General features: G+C 45.0%; 12 protein-coding genes. 2 read left to right on the top strand and 10 right to left on the bottom strand.

Features of this window, described 5'->3' with window-relative positions:
- Positions 1–7 precede the first annotated feature (7 nt).
- From M3661_RS07725 to M3661_RS07755, 7 genes are all read right to left on the bottom strand, one after another.
- Positions 8–5,326, bottom strand: a complete 5,319-nt coding sequence (locus tag M3661_RS07725) for a polymorphic toxin-type HINT domain-containing protein (protein ID WP_251483411.1) — start codon at positions 5,324–5,326, stop codon at positions 8–10.
- Between the two features lie 63 nt (positions 5,327–5,389).
- Positions 5,390–7,057 carry a hypothetical protein gene (locus M3661_RS07730; RefSeq protein WP_251483413.1) on the bottom strand — a complete coding sequence of 556 codons (1,668 nt, stop codon included), beginning with the start codon at positions 7,055–7,057 and terminating at the stop codon, positions 5,390–5,392.
- Positions 7,058–7,703: 646 nt separating this feature from the next.
- A complete protein-coding gene (locus M3661_RS07735) occupies positions 7,704–8,621 on the bottom strand; it encodes a PadR family transcriptional regulator (protein ID WP_251483415.1) in 918 nt (305 codons plus the stop codon).
- 182 nt (positions 8,622–8,803) lie between these two features.
- On the bottom strand, positions 8,804–9,538 hold the full coding sequence (locus M3661_RS07740) for a response regulator transcription factor (RefSeq protein WP_021252150.1): 735 nt from the start codon (positions 9,536–9,538) through the stop codon (positions 8,804–8,806).
- Between the two features lie 149 nt (positions 9,539–9,687).
- Positions 9,688–11,508, bottom strand: a complete 1,821-nt coding sequence (gene pnpS / locus M3661_RS07745; RefSeq protein ID WP_251483418.1) for a two-component system histidine kinase PnpS — start codon at positions 11,506–11,508, stop codon at positions 9,688–9,690.
- Positions 11,509–11,568: 60 nt separating this feature from the next.
- Positions 11,569–12,564 (bottom strand): bile acid:sodium symporter family protein, encoded by a 996-nt coding sequence (locus M3661_RS07750; protein WP_251483420.1) that lies wholly within the window; start codon positions 12,562–12,564, stop codon positions 11,569–11,571.
- The gene (locus M3661_RS07755; RefSeq protein WP_251484002.1) at positions 12,564–14,114 is read right to left on the bottom strand and encodes a fumarate hydratase; all 1,551 of its coding nucleotides are present in this window, start codon (positions 14,112–14,114) and stop codon (positions 12,564–12,566) included. The genes M3661_RS07750 and M3661_RS07755 overlap by 1 nt, the downstream gene beginning before the upstream one ends.
- Positions 14,115–14,355: 241 nt before the next feature.
- On the opposite strand from M3661_RS07755, the gene yfbR reads away from it, so the two are divergent.
- Both yfbR and ytvI read left to right on the top strand, forming a co-directional pair.
- Positions 14,356–14,985: a 5'-deoxynucleotidase gene (yfbR, locus tag M3661_RS07760; RefSeq protein WP_065292126.1), complete on the top strand. Its 630-nt coding sequence runs from the start codon at positions 14,356–14,358 to the stop codon at positions 14,983–14,985.
- Positions 14,986–15,093: 108 nt separating this feature from the next.
- Positions 15,094–16,242, top strand: a complete 1,149-nt coding sequence (ytvI, locus tag M3661_RS07765) for a sporulation integral membrane protein YtvI (protein WP_251483422.1) — start codon at positions 15,094–15,096, stop codon at positions 16,240–16,242.
- Positions 16,243–16,347: 105 nt separating this feature from the next.
- On the opposite strand, the gene M3661_RS07770 is transcribed toward ytvI, so the two are convergent.
- The 3 genes from M3661_RS07770 to icd form a co-directional block, all read right to left on the bottom strand.
- Positions 16,348–16,791, bottom strand: a complete 444-nt coding sequence (locus M3661_RS07770; protein WP_251483424.1) for a hypothetical protein — start codon at positions 16,789–16,791, stop codon at positions 16,348–16,350.
- 158 nt (positions 16,792–16,949) lie between these two features.
- Positions 16,950–17,900, bottom strand: a complete 951-nt coding sequence (mdh, locus tag M3661_RS07775; RefSeq protein ID WP_251483427.1) for a malate dehydrogenase — start codon at positions 17,898–17,900, stop codon at positions 16,950–16,952.
- Between the two features lie 14 nt (positions 17,901–17,914).
- Positions 17,915–19,213 carry an NADP-dependent isocitrate dehydrogenase gene (gene icd / locus M3661_RS07780; RefSeq protein WP_021252158.1) on the bottom strand — a complete coding sequence of 433 codons (1,299 nt, stop codon included), beginning with the start codon at positions 19,211–19,213 and terminating at the stop codon, positions 17,915–17,917.

The raw sequence follows: 19,213 nt of genomic DNA on the forward strand, positions 1-19,213 counted from the left end.
TATGCACCTACTTTAATTGTATATGAGTAGCCTTTGCTGCAGCATCATTACCAGCTTTCAAAATGCTTGTATGATACCATTTTCCATCACTACCAAGATACTCCCATCCGTAACCTTGATTAGTACCTGGGATTGTTCCCTGTTGCCTTCTGGCTACCCTATAAATACTCCCTGTCTTATCATAACGAGGGTCCGCAGGATGTGCCCGAACTTCAAAATCATAACCCGCTTCAGACCACTTTTCTTTAAAACTATTTGGAGCTTTATTTAAGTTTTGTCTTTTTAATGCTGCGTTAAGGTAATCATTCGGGCTATTTGAATTAATTATTTTCGATACATTACCCGTCCCCTTAATGCCCTTATCCATGACGGACTTATAGAATTGGTCTGCGCCTTTTTTCGATACTTCTATTCGGATGCCGGTCGTGCCACGGCTCACATTCGCTGGACGCGAATAGCCTCCCCCTACGCCTCCAACTCTAGCGCCATTTGAGGAAGAAGATAACCGCGCTCCGGACATTCCACCATATGATCCTCCGCAATTATGCGTCCAGATTTTTAAATCCGTGACGAAATAATTGTGTACGCTCTGTACTCTAAAATTATATACCGTCGTTCGCTCTTTTTTGATTTCGATCTCCTCGATCGGCACTTCATTTTCGTCGAGGTCTACCAGCATATCTCCTTTCTTCAAATCTCGCGCTGCCACCCAGCCTTCGCCCGATACCCAGAATGGATGCTCCGCCGTTGTTACGATCGTGGTTCCGTTGACGCTTACATGATACGTTTCATCTGTTTCTCTTTGGAACAACTCTTCGACCAGATTGTATGCAGTCTCCCCGGTTTCTTCATCCCGTGTCTGGACTTTATCTCCCACCTGGATTTCTTCAATCGGCTTCAGTCCTTCATCCGTCTGCACTTTCGTTCCAGCTGAGAAGCAGTTGAACTCGAGCGAGTACATACATAAATTAGTAGCACTGTTTCCGCTCGGATCGACCTTCGTCAACGGATTATTCTCCACATACGTATACAAGTTCAAACTTAGCGGATCCTTGATATCCCCTTCATACGTATCCTCATTAATAAACCGCCCGATACTTGGATCATACCATCTTGCGCGCAAATATTGCAGATTCGTTGTCTCATCCCAGTATTCGCCCGAGTAACGGAAAATGTTCGGTACTCGCTCCATTTGATACAGTGAGTTTCCCCAAATGTCATATGTGTATTGGTTCAGCACATTTCCTTGAGCATCGCGTATTTCGGTAATGTCACCGTGTCCGTTGGATACATAGTATAGCAAACCGCTTTGTCCCGAAACATGACTAGCCAGCAGTTTGCCGAAATCATCATGAATGTACGATGCCGTAATCGTGACGCTGCCGTTCGCTTCGACCTTGCCTTCAGCAACAATCTTCGCCCGATCATCATAGTAGTAACGGGTCGTTATGCCTCCTTCAGTACGTTCTACCATCAAGTTGTCCCCATTATAGCGGTAATTGACGACTTTGCCGTCTTCCGTCGTTACTTGGGTCAAGCGGTTGCGGCTATCGTAGGCATAACTGACGCCCTTGACGTTCGGTACCCGATTGCTAAATAAGGTGCTGCGATTGTTCCGTTGATCATACGTATATACTTCATTATAGCCACTCGATGTCTCAATTCGGTTCAACGAGTCATAAGTGAATTGAGAAAGTGCTCCATAGTCATTAATTCCGATGATATTACGATTATTGTCGTAGGTGTACGCATATTTCCAAAAAAGTGCCTCACCTTGCTTCTGCTGAATGCCAACCATGTTCAATCCGTCATAGGAATAGCTTATATTCAATCCATGCGATGACTTCAATTCCATAATCCGATTATAGGAATTATCATACGAATAATCGAATCGGGCCAGTTCTCCTCCAGTTCCGTCCACTATTTTTATGTTCCTGGGAGCAGGAAGCAAGAAATCTCGCTCTGTCTGACTTGCCAAGCGGTAGGTACCTGAAGCAAAAGCCTGCTCCTTGCGCATTCCTCGCTTATCGTAATCGAATGAAAGCACCGTCTTATCCGGATACGAAATGGTTGCCAGTTCGCCCGATGGATAGTACGAATAGCTCGTTGTTCCCGTTTGATCTGTCATCGCTATCCGTTTACCCGATGCGTCATAGCTGTACGATATTCTCTCGTTCGGAGCAACATTAGCCGTTAGGAGATTTCGGTTGTTATATTCATGTTGTTGAACTTGTCCTTTCCGATCGATGCTTTTGATTACATTGCCGTTTCCGTCGTAATAGAAGCGTTTACTTTGCTTGTTCGGATCAGTTTGCTCTAGCAAGCGCCCGATGTTATCATACCGCTTCTGTACTGTATTTCCGTCTGGAAACCTGATTTCGACTAAATCCCCCGACAAATTATACCGATAGCTAGTCGTCATCCCTCCAGCATCCTGAACAGCGATTACACGCCCCAATACGTCATATATATAAACTGTCATCTTACCGTTGCCATCGTATACAAACCTAACGTTTCCTGCATAGTCATATTCGTAGCGATTCAATAGAAGCTGTTGGCCTGATGGCTTAATTTCTTCTTTCATGATGAGCCGATTCATTTTGTCGTACGTTTCCCGAATACCATTATTCGCCCCATCATAGGTCGTTTTTGTGTTGACTGCATCGTCATATACAATGCGATTCGCGCCATGAAGGAAATTTTCCTTTATGACCCTATTCCAGGCATCATATTCGTATTGTATCTCCGTACCGTTAAAATTCCCTTTACGGACAAGCCGGCCGTTCTCGTCATATGTGTGCTGGGCAATGCCTCGTCCATTGGTTTCGGCAATCAGATTGCCGAGCGGATCGAAATGCTTCTCGATTTGCAGTCCGTTCGGATCGGTAATGAACATCTTATTAGCCTGATCATCGTAAACGACTGTCGTCTTTGTTCCATCTGGATTGATTTCAGCCGTAATTCTTCCCAGTTTGTCATAAGTATAAGAAGTAGTGTTGCCATTTCCGTCTGTATATTTTGTCGGAAGCCCGCTTTCCGGAATATATTCCATGCGGCTTTCCACGAGTTCACTTCTGCCCTCTACGTTCTTTACTCCAACAATCTGTCCACTTAGATACATACCTTTGAACTTAGGGCTGAATTCTTGGTAGATGACAGTGTCATCCGTATCTCCCTTAATCCGAATCTTGACCGGGTTTCCCACATCATCATACTCATAATTCAACTGCTGAACGATATTTCCACTGCCGTCTTTGGAGACGGCCTGCTTTAACTTTCCACGAACTGTCTCGTACTCGTATTCAGAGAGTAAGGTCATATACCTGTCTATCGGTACGCTGCTCTTCGTCATGACGAAGAGCTTGTTAGGCAATACGTCGGTGTACTCATAACGGCTTGTGAAACCGAGCGGATTCGTTTCCGAGGTCAATTGCCCCCAGTAATCATACTCCCGCGTCGTAACGCGAGGGGCAGATGCGTAACCCCCTCGATAATGTGTCTCCTCGATACGGGTTGGATTCGGATTTTTTCGTTCTCTATCAAATTCATAACGGAACACCTGACGGTTATTTGTCTTTTCATCTCGAACTTCCGTTTTTGTGTTATAAATTGCCGAAGGCGCATCGTACGCTACAAATTGCTTTTCGTACGTATAGGTCGTCGTTTTGAATTTATCGTACACGTCTACAGAAAATTCGAAATTCTGCTCGATGTACTTTCCGCCATCCCCAATCCCATCTCTATCTTGCTCGTTATTCATATCCCTTGTGTATCTTAGAGTCAACTCATTTTTCCTGGTGTATCTCGGCGAGCTATAATAATTCCTGCGGGATTTATAGCGAACCGCATTCTCTACTGCAAAGTCACCGATCTTTCGCTCAATCGTGCCTTCGAATCCAAATTCCGTGATAGCCTTGGTCGGATGTTCAATGACACCAAGCGCAATCATCTCGTTCTCTCCCCAGTATATTCTACGTTCATTCGAATATTTAGGGAGATTTTCATAAGATCTGACCAAATTAAATTGCAGGATGTTCCATACGCCATAGTCATACTTCGTCGAGCGACCAAGTGGATCAATTACTTCCGTTAAGATATCTTGCTCCCTATGCAGATAATCGTTCTTTATTTTACTAACTCTTTCCTTCTTATAAATCACTCTTCGATCTCCAGTTTGAATGGTAATCGTATTGTCTGCGTTATAGGAAATATTCATTTCGTTCATATTACGGTGATCACTGGTCCGGCTTTGGATGCTATACAGAACTCTTCCCAGATCGGATTGATATTTATACGAGAATTGAATCCAGTTGCTGTCCTTGTCCTCGATCAAGATGAGTTCGCCAATATGATTAAAATATTGTTTGATTCCCGTCGTTTTATTAAGAAGCTCATAAGAAGCCCTCTCGTCGGATTGCAATAATCTGTTCGATTTTTGAAAGTCTAAATCCCCTAGGGGATACCCGATTAATCGGTCATTTTCCAATGCATAGGTACCAGCACCTGAAATATAGATGTAATCATGATCATTTATCGTTTTAATGTATGAAACATCCCAGACCCACCCCTTGCCAAGACGGAATCTCTCTTCTTCCTTGGTTTCCTGCGTTCTATTTCTCCCATACTCATTCACATAAATATCGTCTTTTGCCAAGGAACTGTCATAAATTCTCCGCAGTGCAAAGTCCAAGCCGTTCGGTCCCGGCATAACCAAATCCGTTACTTCCACGCGCAAGGAGCCGTCCACAGGCGAGATATGGTCACTAACGGCTCCGACGGAGTAAGGGGCTTGATCCAATCGAAGCGGTTTATTGCGCAAAGCGATTTTATCATAAGGCTCTCGGTCAGAGAGCATCTGCACTCCATACACCGAATCCACTACCGAATATTCCTTCTTGGCATATACTTGCTCTGTCACACTTACCTTATATACAGTCTCTGATACGCTCTGCACTTGTTCCTGATGAGTGATAAGCGGATCTGGAGCAGGCTTCGGATAGGTATGATTCATGTATTGTTCATAGTCATTTCCTAGCTGCTTCGCCTTCAATCCTTGGTAGATTTGATGAAGCTCGTAGCCTTTGAATAACTCCTTCATCACCCAATCTCTGGTTACGTTAAAGGTTTCGGTAACAGAAGTAATCGTGATTAGTTCATCTGAGTCAATATCTGTGAAGGTCACTTGAGGGGCATACACGCTGGAGGTTACCGTTGGTTCAGTCTTATTAATCGAGATTTCAGATGAAAAAGTTTCTTTCGCAGACGCAAGGGGCACACTAGTAATGAATAATATACATACGAGAATTTGTAATAACCATCTTCTCAAGGCAATCCCTCCATTCAATTATCATTCCGTGCTTATGCGATAAGGAAGTCTCGTTTTTCTGGATCATGAAGGCTTATAATCAGGATTAAACCGTAAATAATGAACCAAAATACTTGAATTCCATGTTTCGTTAGAATTCATTGGGACTAAGCTAGCTGAGATTTCCGCTTCTGCTACACCCAGCATTTTTTCCCCTTCAATGCGAATAGATTTCTTTTCACCTGAAGTTAGTATATAAGCTTCGCTAAACACCCTCTTACCAGAACTATAAGGAAGGGAGACCACAATTTCTAATCTAGCATTAGAACTATGGAAAACCGAAATCTCGCCGGTTAATAAGAATTTGCTTTTTTTAGTAACATCGCCTATCTGTACATTTTGCGAGATTCCATACCTTCCCCATCTCCCTGTCTGTGCGTTTATTTTTTGCCCTCTGCCACTATAATGTTTTTCAAAGACTCTTGCTTTCTGATCGCCGTCATTTACTTTTTTCCATCCTAATGCTACTTCGCTATTATGACCAAATAAGGCAAGCAATGAATTCCATAATGCCTGCGGTTCTGTACTATACTCAAACGCTACATCATCAATCTCAACCATTCCGTTACTTCCATTACTGCTACTTTCAAAGCGCGCTCCTGCATAAATAGTTGCATAAACCGCACCCTTCGGAATGCTCCCCCTGCTTGATAAGGTAATATCCGTAGGACTATCAGATGAAGAAGTACTTGTCCCCAACAAAATACCGTCTTGATTAAAAAACGAAATGCGTAAATGTGATACTGTAGATAAAGTTCGTTTCAATATCCCCCTTAATTGAAAGTTCATTGAATCGTCTAGCAATATATTTTGCGTTAGGTATATTTCTTTGCTACCAATTCCGCTAAAAAATATAATTTGTCTCCTTTTTCCTCTTTCAAACCTACTTTCTGAGAAACTATAACGATTTGCATCACCAGCATATTGCCAGTAATCAAATATCCTCCCAACTTCTGTTAAGTTGATTTCTCCTTGAAAATCATGATTCATCAGCATGTTGAAGTAGTAATTGAAATCATAAGTAACATCAACACCTTTAATCGTTATTGATCCAGCAGCATTATTTCCCGTTGCTTGAATGAATAATTGAATGACTGCCTTTTTTGTATTAAAAGGAACACCACCTATTCCCTCACTCATTGTGTAAAAAAAATCGCCCGTTAACGTGCTCTTTTTCGTAACCCTTTTAATAATCTTGCCCGTATCATCTATAAAATCTAAAGCCATCACTACCTCGGCATTTTGCAATTGATCGATCTTCATGGAACTTTTCATCCCAACGTATTTATCATAAATATATGGAATAGAAAACGTTTGTTTTATGCCAATTATGCTACCAGCAGTCATATTAGAAGCTTGGATTTGCTGATGATTTCTCGAGTCGATTTTTTTAATACTAAAAGTGGAAGGTGCATTACTGACGGTCATAAGCTCCCAGCCCTTTGCATTCCCCGCGGTATCTACTTCTTTAAAATTCCCGTTTGCAATTACACTATTGTACACTTTCTTGGAGACACTTCTCCCCGTCATATTTCCGTTCTGATCTGACTCATACGAGATTTCCGTTTCATCGTTCATAATTTTTGTTATGTTTCCATTCGCATCATAATTGTAAACCGATGCAAAAGTATTAACACTAGAAAAGGAAATCGTCAAAAAAACTATTAAAATAAATGAAATTGCATATTTCATACTTCACCTCTCCTTTTTGAATTTACTAACACGTCCCTATTAATCAAACAATCTCCCCCTGTTCTTTATAGGATTTTATATAATAATATCCTAATTTTCCTGAATGTACTATTTTATGAATTTTAGGAAACATAATTGTGATTGGCCGTCAACTCTTTAAGTGACAAATTTCACTTGAAACGAAGAAGTTTTTTGGAGAAATCCCCCTCAATCACTGCAGGTTCAATAAATAAAAAAAATAGCTGTTGAGACCTTCTCAACAGCCTGTTTATTAATGAAATTGAGTTTCATACAATGTTTGATGTCATGCAAAATTATGAGGAAGACAATCGGAATCAGCGTCTCTTCGCATGTTGAAGTAAAATATTTGCTGCATGGCTCACCAATTTCAACCTAAATTTCCCCTAAAGGAATCTCTTCTCATCTGCACTTAGACTTCGTTCAATATAAAAAGCTGTCTCCTATGTAGTGATCCACTACAAGAAAACAGCCTTCGAACATCCTGCTCTTTAGGCGTTGCTTCATCATGCCGTACGATACAAGGTATCGTATACAGCGAGGCCTCGTCAAAATCGCGACTTACATCCCCGCCATTCTGGAAATTACATATTCGTTTCTCTTACTTTCTCTTACCGTCGATTAACCGTTACTGAATAAGCCAGCTCTCTGCATCTGCTCGCGTTTCAAAAACCCCGAAATGATTGCTGCGATTGGATTCCCCCACCATTTCCTTAAAGCGGCCTCTATTTAACGATGGATCGGGAATGATGACAGCTGTCTTCACATGGTAGTTCGTAAACTTTTGAATCATTCTTCCCGCTACGCCCGTTCTAAGACTGAAGAACTCCCCCGCAAGAGCTTCCCCGTGTACCAGAAGCAGCTCAACATCATGTTCCTTGCACAATGCAATCAAATCCACAGCATCCTGCTCCGTACTTAGCGGCGTGTCGTTTGTAAGCAATTCGATATATGGCTTCGTTTCGCTTTCGACGAGTTTATAGTTCATAGTCATTCTCTCCTTCATTTGTTTTCTTCCCTTAAGCTCCATGCGAATTCCCTGCACCCATTTCAGTTCATTGAGGTAGCTGGACAGTAGATTCTCAGAAATTTTATTCCACAAAAAGGCTTCCCGCTCATTTCGATTCGGCTCTTGGAGTCCACGATTCATTTTTTCTTGCTGATAGACTAGCTGCATGTTGATCCTGTCCTCATACCGATCCAGCAGATCATCTAATTCCTCGTCGTCTAGTTGGTCTGCCCATGCCAATTGGATAAGGAATGTATTCTTAAGCTCGGGAAGTTCAGGTTCCTCAAGCACCCATTCTTTTAATCGGAGCATTCCCTCATCTGTAATGCTGTAAATTTTTTTGGATGGAGAACTTTCCTGATGCTTGATTTCGTTAGTGACTAGGCCATCATCCAATAGCTGAACAAGCGACTTATAGATTTGATTGTTATTGCCGGACCAATACATCGCTGATGAGTCCTCAAAAATCTTCTTCAATTCATATCCGGAAGCCGGCTTCCAGCTCAGAAGCCCCAGAATGGCATATTTGATCGACATCGAAAAACACCTCATTAGGTTACTTATAACATAGGTTAATAATAATCTATATTATTGATAATGTAAATACTGGATGGTTGATTAGATCAACAAAAGAAAAATAGGGCTGCCCCATAATCACATCGGATGTGACGGGACAGCCCTACTATATTAAAAATTCCATATTCTAATTTTCATGCAACCTAAGATGGAAGCACACCCTGCTTCTTATGAACGACAAGCTTGTAGCCCACGCCACGAATCGAATCAATCTGCACAGATTGTTGATTCATCTCCAGCTTCTTGCGAAGAGAGCTGACATGCACATCTACTGTCCGCTGTCCGCCAATATAGTCAAACCCCCATACGGCGTTCATCAGGTCATCTCTTGTTACTACGGTTCCAGGGCGCTGTACTAAATATAACAATACTTCAAATTCCTTAGGCCGCAGTGGAATGAGATCATTATGAAGCGTAACCTCATACTTCTCTGGATAAATCCGCAGATCGCCAAGTGCAATCATCTTGTCATCAGACTCTTCGGACAATGTCAATCCGGTTCCGTCACTCGATGTCCGTCTTAGCACCGCTCCCACTCTTGCCAACAGCTCTGCAACACCGAAAGGCTTCGTAATATAGTCATCAGCACCACACTTCAGACCTTGTACGACCTCTTCCTCCGCATTTCGAGCAGTTAGAACAATCACTGGGGTACGAATCCCTGCCTGTCTTACTCGCGACAATATTTCGAAACCGTTCATTCCCGGAAGCATAATATCTAAAACGATAAGATCAAATTTGCGATGGAGCGCCATCTGCAAGCCCTGAGTCCCATGATCGACAACCGTTGTCTCATACCCTTCCAAAGTCAGGTTGTAGGACAGCAGTCGCGCCAGTGTCGGTTCATCTTCAACTACCAATACTTTAATCTCTGACATAATCTTCCTCCGAAAGTCGAATCGATTATACGTAATCGTCTTTCTTCATCGTTTCTCAACATTATCGTAACATATATCATGTGATGTTGACCAAGCATTTTTTGAAAATGTTGAAAATTAATGAAAGGCAGACGATCTCATCGCGTGGCCTACTTTACACTATTCGATAGCATCTGAATATCTTGCACGACTGGCAACTCGATCGTGAACGTCGTACCCACCCCAAGTTCACTGTCTACGCGAATTAATCCATGATGAGCATCAACAAGATGCTTCACGATGGACAAGCCTAGGCCAGTTCCTCCGGAACTGCGAGACCGTGCCTTATCAACACGATAGAACCGTTCAAATATGCGCGGCAAATCCTTCTTCGGAATGCCGATGCCAGTATCGGATATAGTCAGACGAATCCACTCTGCTTCCCCGTTCTCGCTATGTTCAATCGGCATTGCTACAATTTTTACATGACCGCCTTCTGGCGTGTAATTAATCGCATTCGACAAGAGATTCAGTACAATTTGACGGAAGCGATCCTCGTCAGCCTCTACATACATATCTTGTTCTGTACTCAGAAGAACATCTATTCGCTTCTTGTCAGCTTCCTTCTGGAGCATCTCCACCGTCTTCTCCAAGAACAGATCGACCTGAACCGGGGAATATTGCAGCGGCACCCGCTTCGACTCTATCTTAGACAGCTCCAATATATCGCCGATTAGGCGATTCAATCGCTCACTCTCATCATGGATGATCTGCAGGAACGACGTTGCTATCTCTGGGTCATTCATCGCGCCATTCATTAAGGTCTCCGCGAATCCCTTCACCGCAGCAATCGGTGTCTTCAATTCATGGGACACATTGGCCACGAATTCACTTCTCATTCGTTCAAGACGCCGAATTGTAGATACATCCTGCATGACAAGCAGTACACCTGCCCATTCATTGTCTGTGAAGTAAACGGGTACTACACTCACATCAAGCAGACGCTCTTCTGGATAGTACAGTGTAATTTCATCATGACTCGCTACTTTGCGTTCCAGCACCTCTGCAGTCATTTGCTGCATCTCATGTGGCGCTCGAACATCCTCGAAGGTACGTCCGATCCACTCGCTGCTCTTAATGCCCAATATATGCTCCGCCTTGCGATTCAACAGACCAACTTGGCCCTGAGCATCAACCATAACAATGCCATTAATCATATGTTCAAGCACTGCCTGAAGGCGGCTTTCCTTCTCGCGAATTTCCGACATTTGAACCTGCAGACTATCAGCCATCGCATTAATCGCAGAGCCCAGCTGCCCGATCTCATCTTTCCCGACAGATTGAGTTCGTGCCCGATAGTCCATCTGCGCGATACGCATCGCGACGCGGGTCATATTCTCAATTGGCCGTGTCATGTTATACGCTATTCGATAGCTGACAATAGCTGCGACAAGGAACAATAAAGCGAGCCCAATCGACAGATAAGCCCACAACTCTCGTACACTGCTCTCTACATCTGCCAGACTCATCGCTAAGCGTACGTAGCCATCGAAGTCTGGAGTATGAACAGGACTAGCAACATACAGCATATTTTGCCGAAGGGTATCGCTATAGCGAATTTTGGAGCCTAGTCCATCCTTCTTCGCAGCAGCGATCTCCTCTCTGTCCAAGTGATTATCCAACTCAGCTACTGGACGGTCAGAATCTCCGACAACGGTTCCATCTTTCAGTATGAACGTAACCCTTGCATCAGCACTATCATGAAGCTTGCGAGCCCAGTCTGTGTAGTAGCTGGCAAGCTCTTCGAAGCGGTTGCCCTGCTTCCAGACCAAGGTCTGTTCGATGAGCATAATTTCCCGGGACATATTTTGCTCAAGCTGCCGAATATGACTCGTCTTGAATGTAGATGCCATATAAATGCCCGCTGTTAGCACTGAAATACCGATAAGCAAGACAAACACAAAGGTCAACCTTGTGCGAAAACGTGACATGGTTCTACTCCTTCTCTCTGCTTCAATTCATTGTTGTTACTGTCTACGTATTAATCCTACTTATCCCTTTTCCGTTTGACCAGCAGAAAGTTTATTAATCTTTTGTAAAATTGCGTGATACACGGTGGCAGCTGGCTGCTGAATTAATATGGCGAGTACAACAGCAACGGCTGTTTCCGGTCCGAAGTACCTCATCGCTAGCACTAGACCAAGAGAGATATTGCGCATCCCTGAAGCGAAGCCTAATGTCCCCTGCATCGCAGTGCCGCTGCGCTTGAACATAAAGCTCAATCCCCAGCCTAGTGCATAACAGACGGCAACGAGCAGCAGCACGACGAAGAACAGCCCTATTGCCTCACTCCCCCATGCCCGCACATAGGGGCCAATCGCTGCTGCATTCAAGAGTACAACACTAACAAATGCAGCCTTCGATGCAGGCAGAAGCACGGGCGCAGCAGATGCCTTAGCCTTGCCTCCTGACCATTCATATATGCAAATGCCTGCTGCGGTTGGAACCACAATAATCCACAGCAAATCAAGCAGCATCGCCCATACATCGAATGCAATGGTAGCCCCGAACATCGCAGACAGCGATGCGGGAACAACGATGGGGCTAAGCAGTGAGTCCATGACCACTAGAGCCAACATCAGAGGGACAGATTCTCTCGCCATCTCCACCCACAGCACAGAAGATATCCCTAACGGGATAATCGTGAACAGAACGAGTCCAGCCGTATAAGATGATCCTCCACCGAACAGAAGCGTGCCTATCCCATAGGCTGCGATCGGTGAGATGATATGCGTCAGAATGAATACGGCCGCGAATAGAACCGGCTGCCGAAAGGCTCCCATCACATCACGGCGTCCACATCCTAGCCCCATAACGAAAGTAACAAGTCCGAACATCCACGGAACGTAGGGCACGAACGGAAGCAACGGCTCACTACAAAGAACCCCCAGCACCAAGCAGCTGGGGATAAGCAAGTACATATACCGTTCGAACCAATCGTTCACGATCAGACCGATATTACGATCGAACTTTATTTTTCGATTCATTAGAATACCGGATCCTTGAACTGAGACAGCTTCTCAAGCGAACTCCGATCCACATCTGCATGCAAGCTGTTCCCATGGGAATCCATCGTAACAATTGCTGCAAATCCTTCTACGTCCAAATGCCACATCGCTTCTGGAATACCAAATTCCATATAGTCAACGCCATTTACACGCTTGATGCACTCTGCATAATATTGCGCAGCACCGCCAATTGCATTCAAGTACACCCCGCCATGCTCCTGCAAGGCAGCCAGAGTCTTCGCTCCCATCCCGCCTTTGCCGATAACAGCACGGATGCCGAATTTCTTCATAATATCACCTTGGTAAGGCTCTTCGCGAATACTCGTCGTCGGACCAGCAGCCTTGACATGCCAGCCTTCCTCATCCTTCAGCATGACAGGACCGCAGTGGTAGATAACAGCCCCATTCAAATCAACCGGAGCATCATGATCCATCAAGTACTTATGAAGGGCGTCACGGCCAGTATGCATCTCCCCATTTATAATGACAACATCGCCCACACGCAAGGAACGAATCGCTTCTTCCGTAATTGGAGTTGTCAGCACAACTTGACGACTCCCTCCTTGCTCAGAGGCAGCTGCGACTTGTCCTGAGTTCTCTGATTCCTGTGAAGCTGCCATAGCAACCTCTGTTCCGCGCTCATATATCCATTCGCGGATAGCTCCCGAATTGCTGTCGATAATCACGCCCTGACGACGGAATGCCCAGCAGTTGTACGCAACAGATACGAAGAAGCTTGCTGGAAGACGGTTCATCACGCCAATTTTACATCCGAGCAGGGTGACCTCACCGCCGAAGCCCATCGTTCCAATCCCGAGTTCGTTAGCTTTCTCCATAATATATTGCTCCAGCTGTGCCAAATCAGAATGGGGATTGACATCATCTGCCTTGCGGAACAGTTGATGCTTCGCAAGCTCGTATCCAGTCGTTCGGTCGCCACCGATACCAACACCGATGAAGCCTGCACTGCAGCCCTGCCCTTGAGCCTGATAGACAGCATGCAGGATACACTTGCGAATGCCGTCCAGATCACGGCCTGCCTTGCCGAGCCCTTCCAATTCCGCAGGGAGGCTGTATTGAATGTTCTTATTCTCACATCCGCCACCCTTGAGAATCAGCTTCACTTCAATATCTTCACGTTCCCATTGCTCGAAGTGGATGACCGGCGTGCCCGGTCCTAAGTTATCTCCGCTGTTCGCTCCTGTTAAGGAATCAACAGAATTCGTACGAAGCTTGCCCTCTTTCGTTGCGCGGCTAATCGCTTCGCGAATGTCTTTCTTCATTTGGATTTGATTCGCTCCAATGGGTGTATGTACAATAAAGGTTGGCATGCCTGTGTCCTGACATATCGGCGACACATTTTTCTCAGCCATGGTGATGTTCCGAGCGATTGTGCTCAAGGACAAGCCGGAACGCGTTGCAGCATCCTCTTGTGCCTGTGCCTCTTGAATCGCGCGTCTTACATCCCCTGGCAAATTTGTAGACGTTTCTACAATTAAATCGTACACACTCTGCAAAAATGATGTCATCATGAACTTGCTCCTCTCATCTCTAATCATCCCGGGAAATGAGTGTTCTTGATGCAGATCTCGGAAGCAACGGGAAGTAGTCTTTGTTACAATTTCGTCAAATGAGTTCCAATGCTATTATAATATCACAAGGCGTGCACCTAATCGAAGCATTTTCCACGCCTATATCCTGCGACAATCCGCAGTCAACTGATTGCTGCAATTGTAGAGCGTCTAGATATCCCCTGAAAGGAAGGAACCTATGAGTACAACTGAGAATTCAACAACCAAACCCCATCATTTTCTCGCCTATATGTACCGGCTCAAGCATATCGAACGCTGGAGTCTCATGCGAAATACAGACAAAGAGAATGTTGCGGAGCATACCTTCCATGTTGCTATGACTACCCATATGCTGTGCACGATTGCTAATGAGGTGTTCCATAAGCAAATAGACACCGGGCAAGCTGTAGCATTGGCCTTATTTCATGATGCTACCGAAGTATTTACAGGCGACATTCCTACTCCTGTCAAGCACCACAACAGCCGACTGCTGAACAATTTCCGTGAAATTGAACAGTTGGCCGCCGAACGCTTAGTCGGCATGATTCCTCCCGAACTGCAAAGCATCTACACGCCCCTCATAGATCCGCAAGGAGATCATGAGTTGCGGAGTTATGTGAAGGCAGCCGATCTACTGGATGCCTACGTTAAATGCATCAGTGAGCTAGCTGCAGGCAATCGCGAGTTCGAAGTCGCCAAGCGCCAGACGGAACAGAAGCTGAAGCAGCTGAATATGCCCGAGGTACAATATTTCCTGACTACGCTCGCTCCGAGCTTCAACATGACTTTGGATGAAATATCTCTATCGGATGAAGAAGAGCATACCTAAGAGCTGATGTCATAGACACATATGTGAAGTCGAGTATGAATTCATGTGTTTGTTACAATAATGGAAATACCAACACCACAGATTGATTTCATAGAAAGGAAGTCATGAATGCCTATTTTTAATCCTACTCTCGTTCACCGCATCTTCCGAGCAACATGGGTGCTACTGATCATTGCTGCGTTTACAGCGGTATTCTATTTCGGTTTTTCGATCATTTGCCCGTTTCTGATTGCCTGGCTGCTTGCATACATGATGAATCCAATCGTTCGTTTTTTGGAGAAGCGTTGGAAGTTCCGCCGTGGATTTGCCGTGATGACGGCCCTACTGCTTTTCGCAGCCATCATCGCAGGAATTCTGTACCTATTCACGACGAAGATCATTTCCGAATCATGGCATATTATGGGGATCGTACAGAATCAGATTGTGGACTGGAGAATACAGGCTGAAGCCTATTTCTATTCTGCGGAGTTCCAGCATTTTCTCACCGACATGAATGATACATTCAATTTTGCAGATTTGAAATCATCGCTGTCAAAATACACAGGAACGATTGCTAGCGGAGGCACGTTAATTGTCGCCTACTTGTTTCATTTCTTGAAAGCTACCGTCTTATTCCTGCCTAAGCTTGCGGTTATCACAGTCATTGTCTTGGTAGCTACATTCTTAATCAGCAAACAGTGGAACACGATTTCATCCAAAGGCAACGCACTCATTCCTGAACGGGTACGCCGCTCTCTTGGCGTCGTGACAAGTGATTTGCAGAACGCCGTGTTCGGCTATATTAAAGGCCATATTATTCTCTCCAGTATTACCGCATTTGTCTTCTTTCTTGGCTTGCTTGTACTAGGAGTAGAATATGCATTCACCATCGCCCTTATTGGCGGCATTGTAGACCTGATCCCATTAGTCGGCATCCCTGCTATCGTTGTGCCATGGGCTGTATTCGCCTATGTTGAAGGAAATGTATTTTTAGGAACAGGACTGCTCATTATGTGGCCTATCATTCTCGTTACTCGGCACGCCTTTGAACCGAAAGTATACGGGGACAGCATTGGACTGAATCCGCTTCTGCTTCTCATTTTTCTTTATGGTGGTTTGAAGCTGTTTGGCGTACCCGGCATCATTATTGGGATCCTCGCCCTCGTCGTGCTTACTGCGTTGCAGAAAGCTCATGTGTTCCGGGATGTATGGCGCTATATTATGACCGGCTCCTTTTTCAGTAAAGAAGACGATCAGACTGTATCGCTCATTGACTAAGGTTGGATAAGTACGCGTAAACGATCTTAGACCATTCATCAGGTGATTCAAACAAAAAAACAAAAAAATCGCCCGGCTAGACGTAAGTCTGACCGGGCGAATCTATTATCCTGTCGTTACCGTAATGAACTTATAGCTATAAACCATCAGAAGCACAATGACGATGAATAATACGAAGATAAGCGTACTGAAAGTGCGAACCTTGCCTGTAGCTGCTTCATCCGCTTTACCGCTTTTTGCGGACTGCGCCGCAAGCTTAATTTGCTTGCCCATGATGCCGCTAAATGCAGCAATCGCTAGAAAGACAACCGTTGTCAATACCATCCAGAGTACACTGTACTTCGCTTGGCTCATGAGATAACCGCCTGTAATGAACTGAACGATTAAGAAATACTGTCCCAGACGATTCGCCGTTCCCACGCCCACGAGCAGCCCCTCTTGTCCTGCTGTAGACAGCTTGTTTAATTTCCCTACGATAAATGGAACAATGGCATAGAACCCCATTGCTACTGCACCTAAAATGTGCAAAAGACTAAAGGCACTGTACATGAAATACATTCCCTCCATAGACATGATATGGTTCAATCTTCGTTCCATTATACTAAAATTTACTTACTAACACAAAGAAAGACACCGAAATTTTCGATGCCTTTCTTGATATTTCTATGAGATTTGTCACAATGTTCATAAATAATGGAATCATTGCATTATACACGTTCTCCAGCGACCACTTGAATAACGTTGCGGACGGATTCGGCCGACTTATCCAGTGCAGCCTTCTCTTCTGGCGTCAGTTCGATCTCGATCACTTTCTCTATACCATCTCCACCGAGTACAGCCAGTACGCCCATAAATAAAGCGTCATAACCGTATTCCCCTTCGAGGTATGCGATGACCGGGAGAATCCGTTTTTTGTCTTTCAAAATGGCTTCCGCCATTTGCACGATGGAAGCAGCTGGTGCGTAGTAAGCACTTCCGTTGCCAAGCAAATTGACAATTTCACCGCCGCCTACACGTGTACGCTGTACAATTTCTGCAATGCGTTCTTGTGGAATGAGGCTCTCAATCGGTACTCCGCCTGCGCTCGTATAACGAACGAGCGGTACCATATCATCCCCATGACCTCCAAGCACGACGCCGCGCACATCTTCTACGGATACGTTCAACTCTTCTGCAATGAATGTACAGTAGCGAGCGGAATCCAGAACGCCGGATTGGCCGATTACGCGATTTTTAGGGAATCCAAGTGCTTCAAAAGCAGCAAATGTCATTGCATCTACCGGATTACTCAAAATAATCACGTAGGCATTCGGGCAATAAGCCTTCACATTCTCACATACCGACTTCACAATGCTCGCGTTCGTAGTCACCAAATCATCACGGCTCATACCAGGCTTGCGAGCTATCCCTGCTGTAATGATGACGATATCGGAATCTTGCGTGTCTTCATAGTTCGATGTTCCTGTAATTCGGCTGTCAAAGCCTTGAACCGGGCCAGCCTCCAACATATCAAGCGCCTTGCCCTTCGTCGGATTCTCCAACTGAGGAATATCTACTAATACAACATCTCCAAGTTCTTTCTGAGCCAACATAAGAGCAGTTGTCGCTCCAGTGAAACCAGCACCAACGACTGTGATCTTGTTGCGTCGAATAGCCATTCGGATTCGACCTCCTAGTTCAAATGATTGATGATGTGGTCAGCAAACTCCGAGCATTTTACTTCTGTCGCGTTTTCCATCAGACGCGCGAAATCATAAGTGACAGTCTTGCTGTTGATGGCGTTTGCCATGCCTTTATAGATGAGGTCTGCAGCTTCCTGCCAGCCAAGATGCTCAAGCATCATAACACCAGACAGAATAACAGAACCTGGGTTTACTACGTCTTTATCTGCATATTTCGGAGCAGTTCCGTGCGTTGCTTCGAAGATCGCATGTCCTGTCACATAGTTGATGTTCGCTCCAGGTGCGATGCCGATGCCGCCAACTTGAGCAGCCAATGCATCAGACAAATAGTCGCCGTTCAAGTTCAATGTCGCGATGACATCGAATTCCTTCGGACGAGTCAATACTTGCTGCAATGCGATATCTGCAATTGCATCCTTAATGATGACCTTGCCAGCCGCTTCAGCTTCTGCTTGCGCCTTGTTAGCCGCTTCCGTGCCTTCAGCCTCTTTGATGCGGTCATATTGTCCCCAAGTGAATGTGTGCTCTGCGAATTCTTGCTCCGCCACTTCATAGCCCCAGTTCTTGAACGCACCCTCGGTGAACTTCATAATGTTCCCCTTGTGTACGATCGTCACGCTCTTGCGGTTATGCTTGATCGCATATTCGATCGCAGCACGGACAAGACGCTTGGAGCCATCGGAGGATACAGGCTTAATACCGATACCTGATGTCTCAGGGAAGCGGATCTTCTTCACTCCCATTTCTTCTTGGAGGAATTGAATCACTTTCTTCACGTCTTCCGATCCGGAAGCATACTCGATGCCAGCGTAGATGTCCTCCGTATTCTCACGGAAAATAACCATATCAACCAGCTCAGGATGCTTAACAGGAGAAGGAACACCATCAAAATAACGTACTGGACGCAAGCACACGTACAGATCAAGCTCTTGGCGAAGTGCAACGTTCAGGGAGCGAATGCCGCCGCCGATTGGCGTCGTCAATGGACCTTTAATCGCTACAATGTACTCGCGAATGGCTTCCAGCGTATCATTCGGCAGCCATTCACCGTATTCATTGAATGCCTTCTCGCCAGCGAATACTTCATACCATGCAAGTTTGCGTTCGCCGTTGTATGCCTTCTCAACAGCTGCATCCAATACACGCTTGGATGCGCGCCAAATATCACGACCTGTGCCATCCCCTTCAATGAACGGGATAATTGGATGAACAGGAACTTGAAGCTTGCCATCCTCAATCTTAATTTTCTCGCCTTCGGTTGGTGGTGCAAATTTGTCCAATTGAATCAC

This window comes from Paenibacillus sp. MER 180, assembly GCF_023713665.1.
Lineage (GTDB): Bacteria > Bacillota > Bacilli > Paenibacillales > Paenibacillaceae > Paenibacillus_B > Paenibacillus_B suaedae.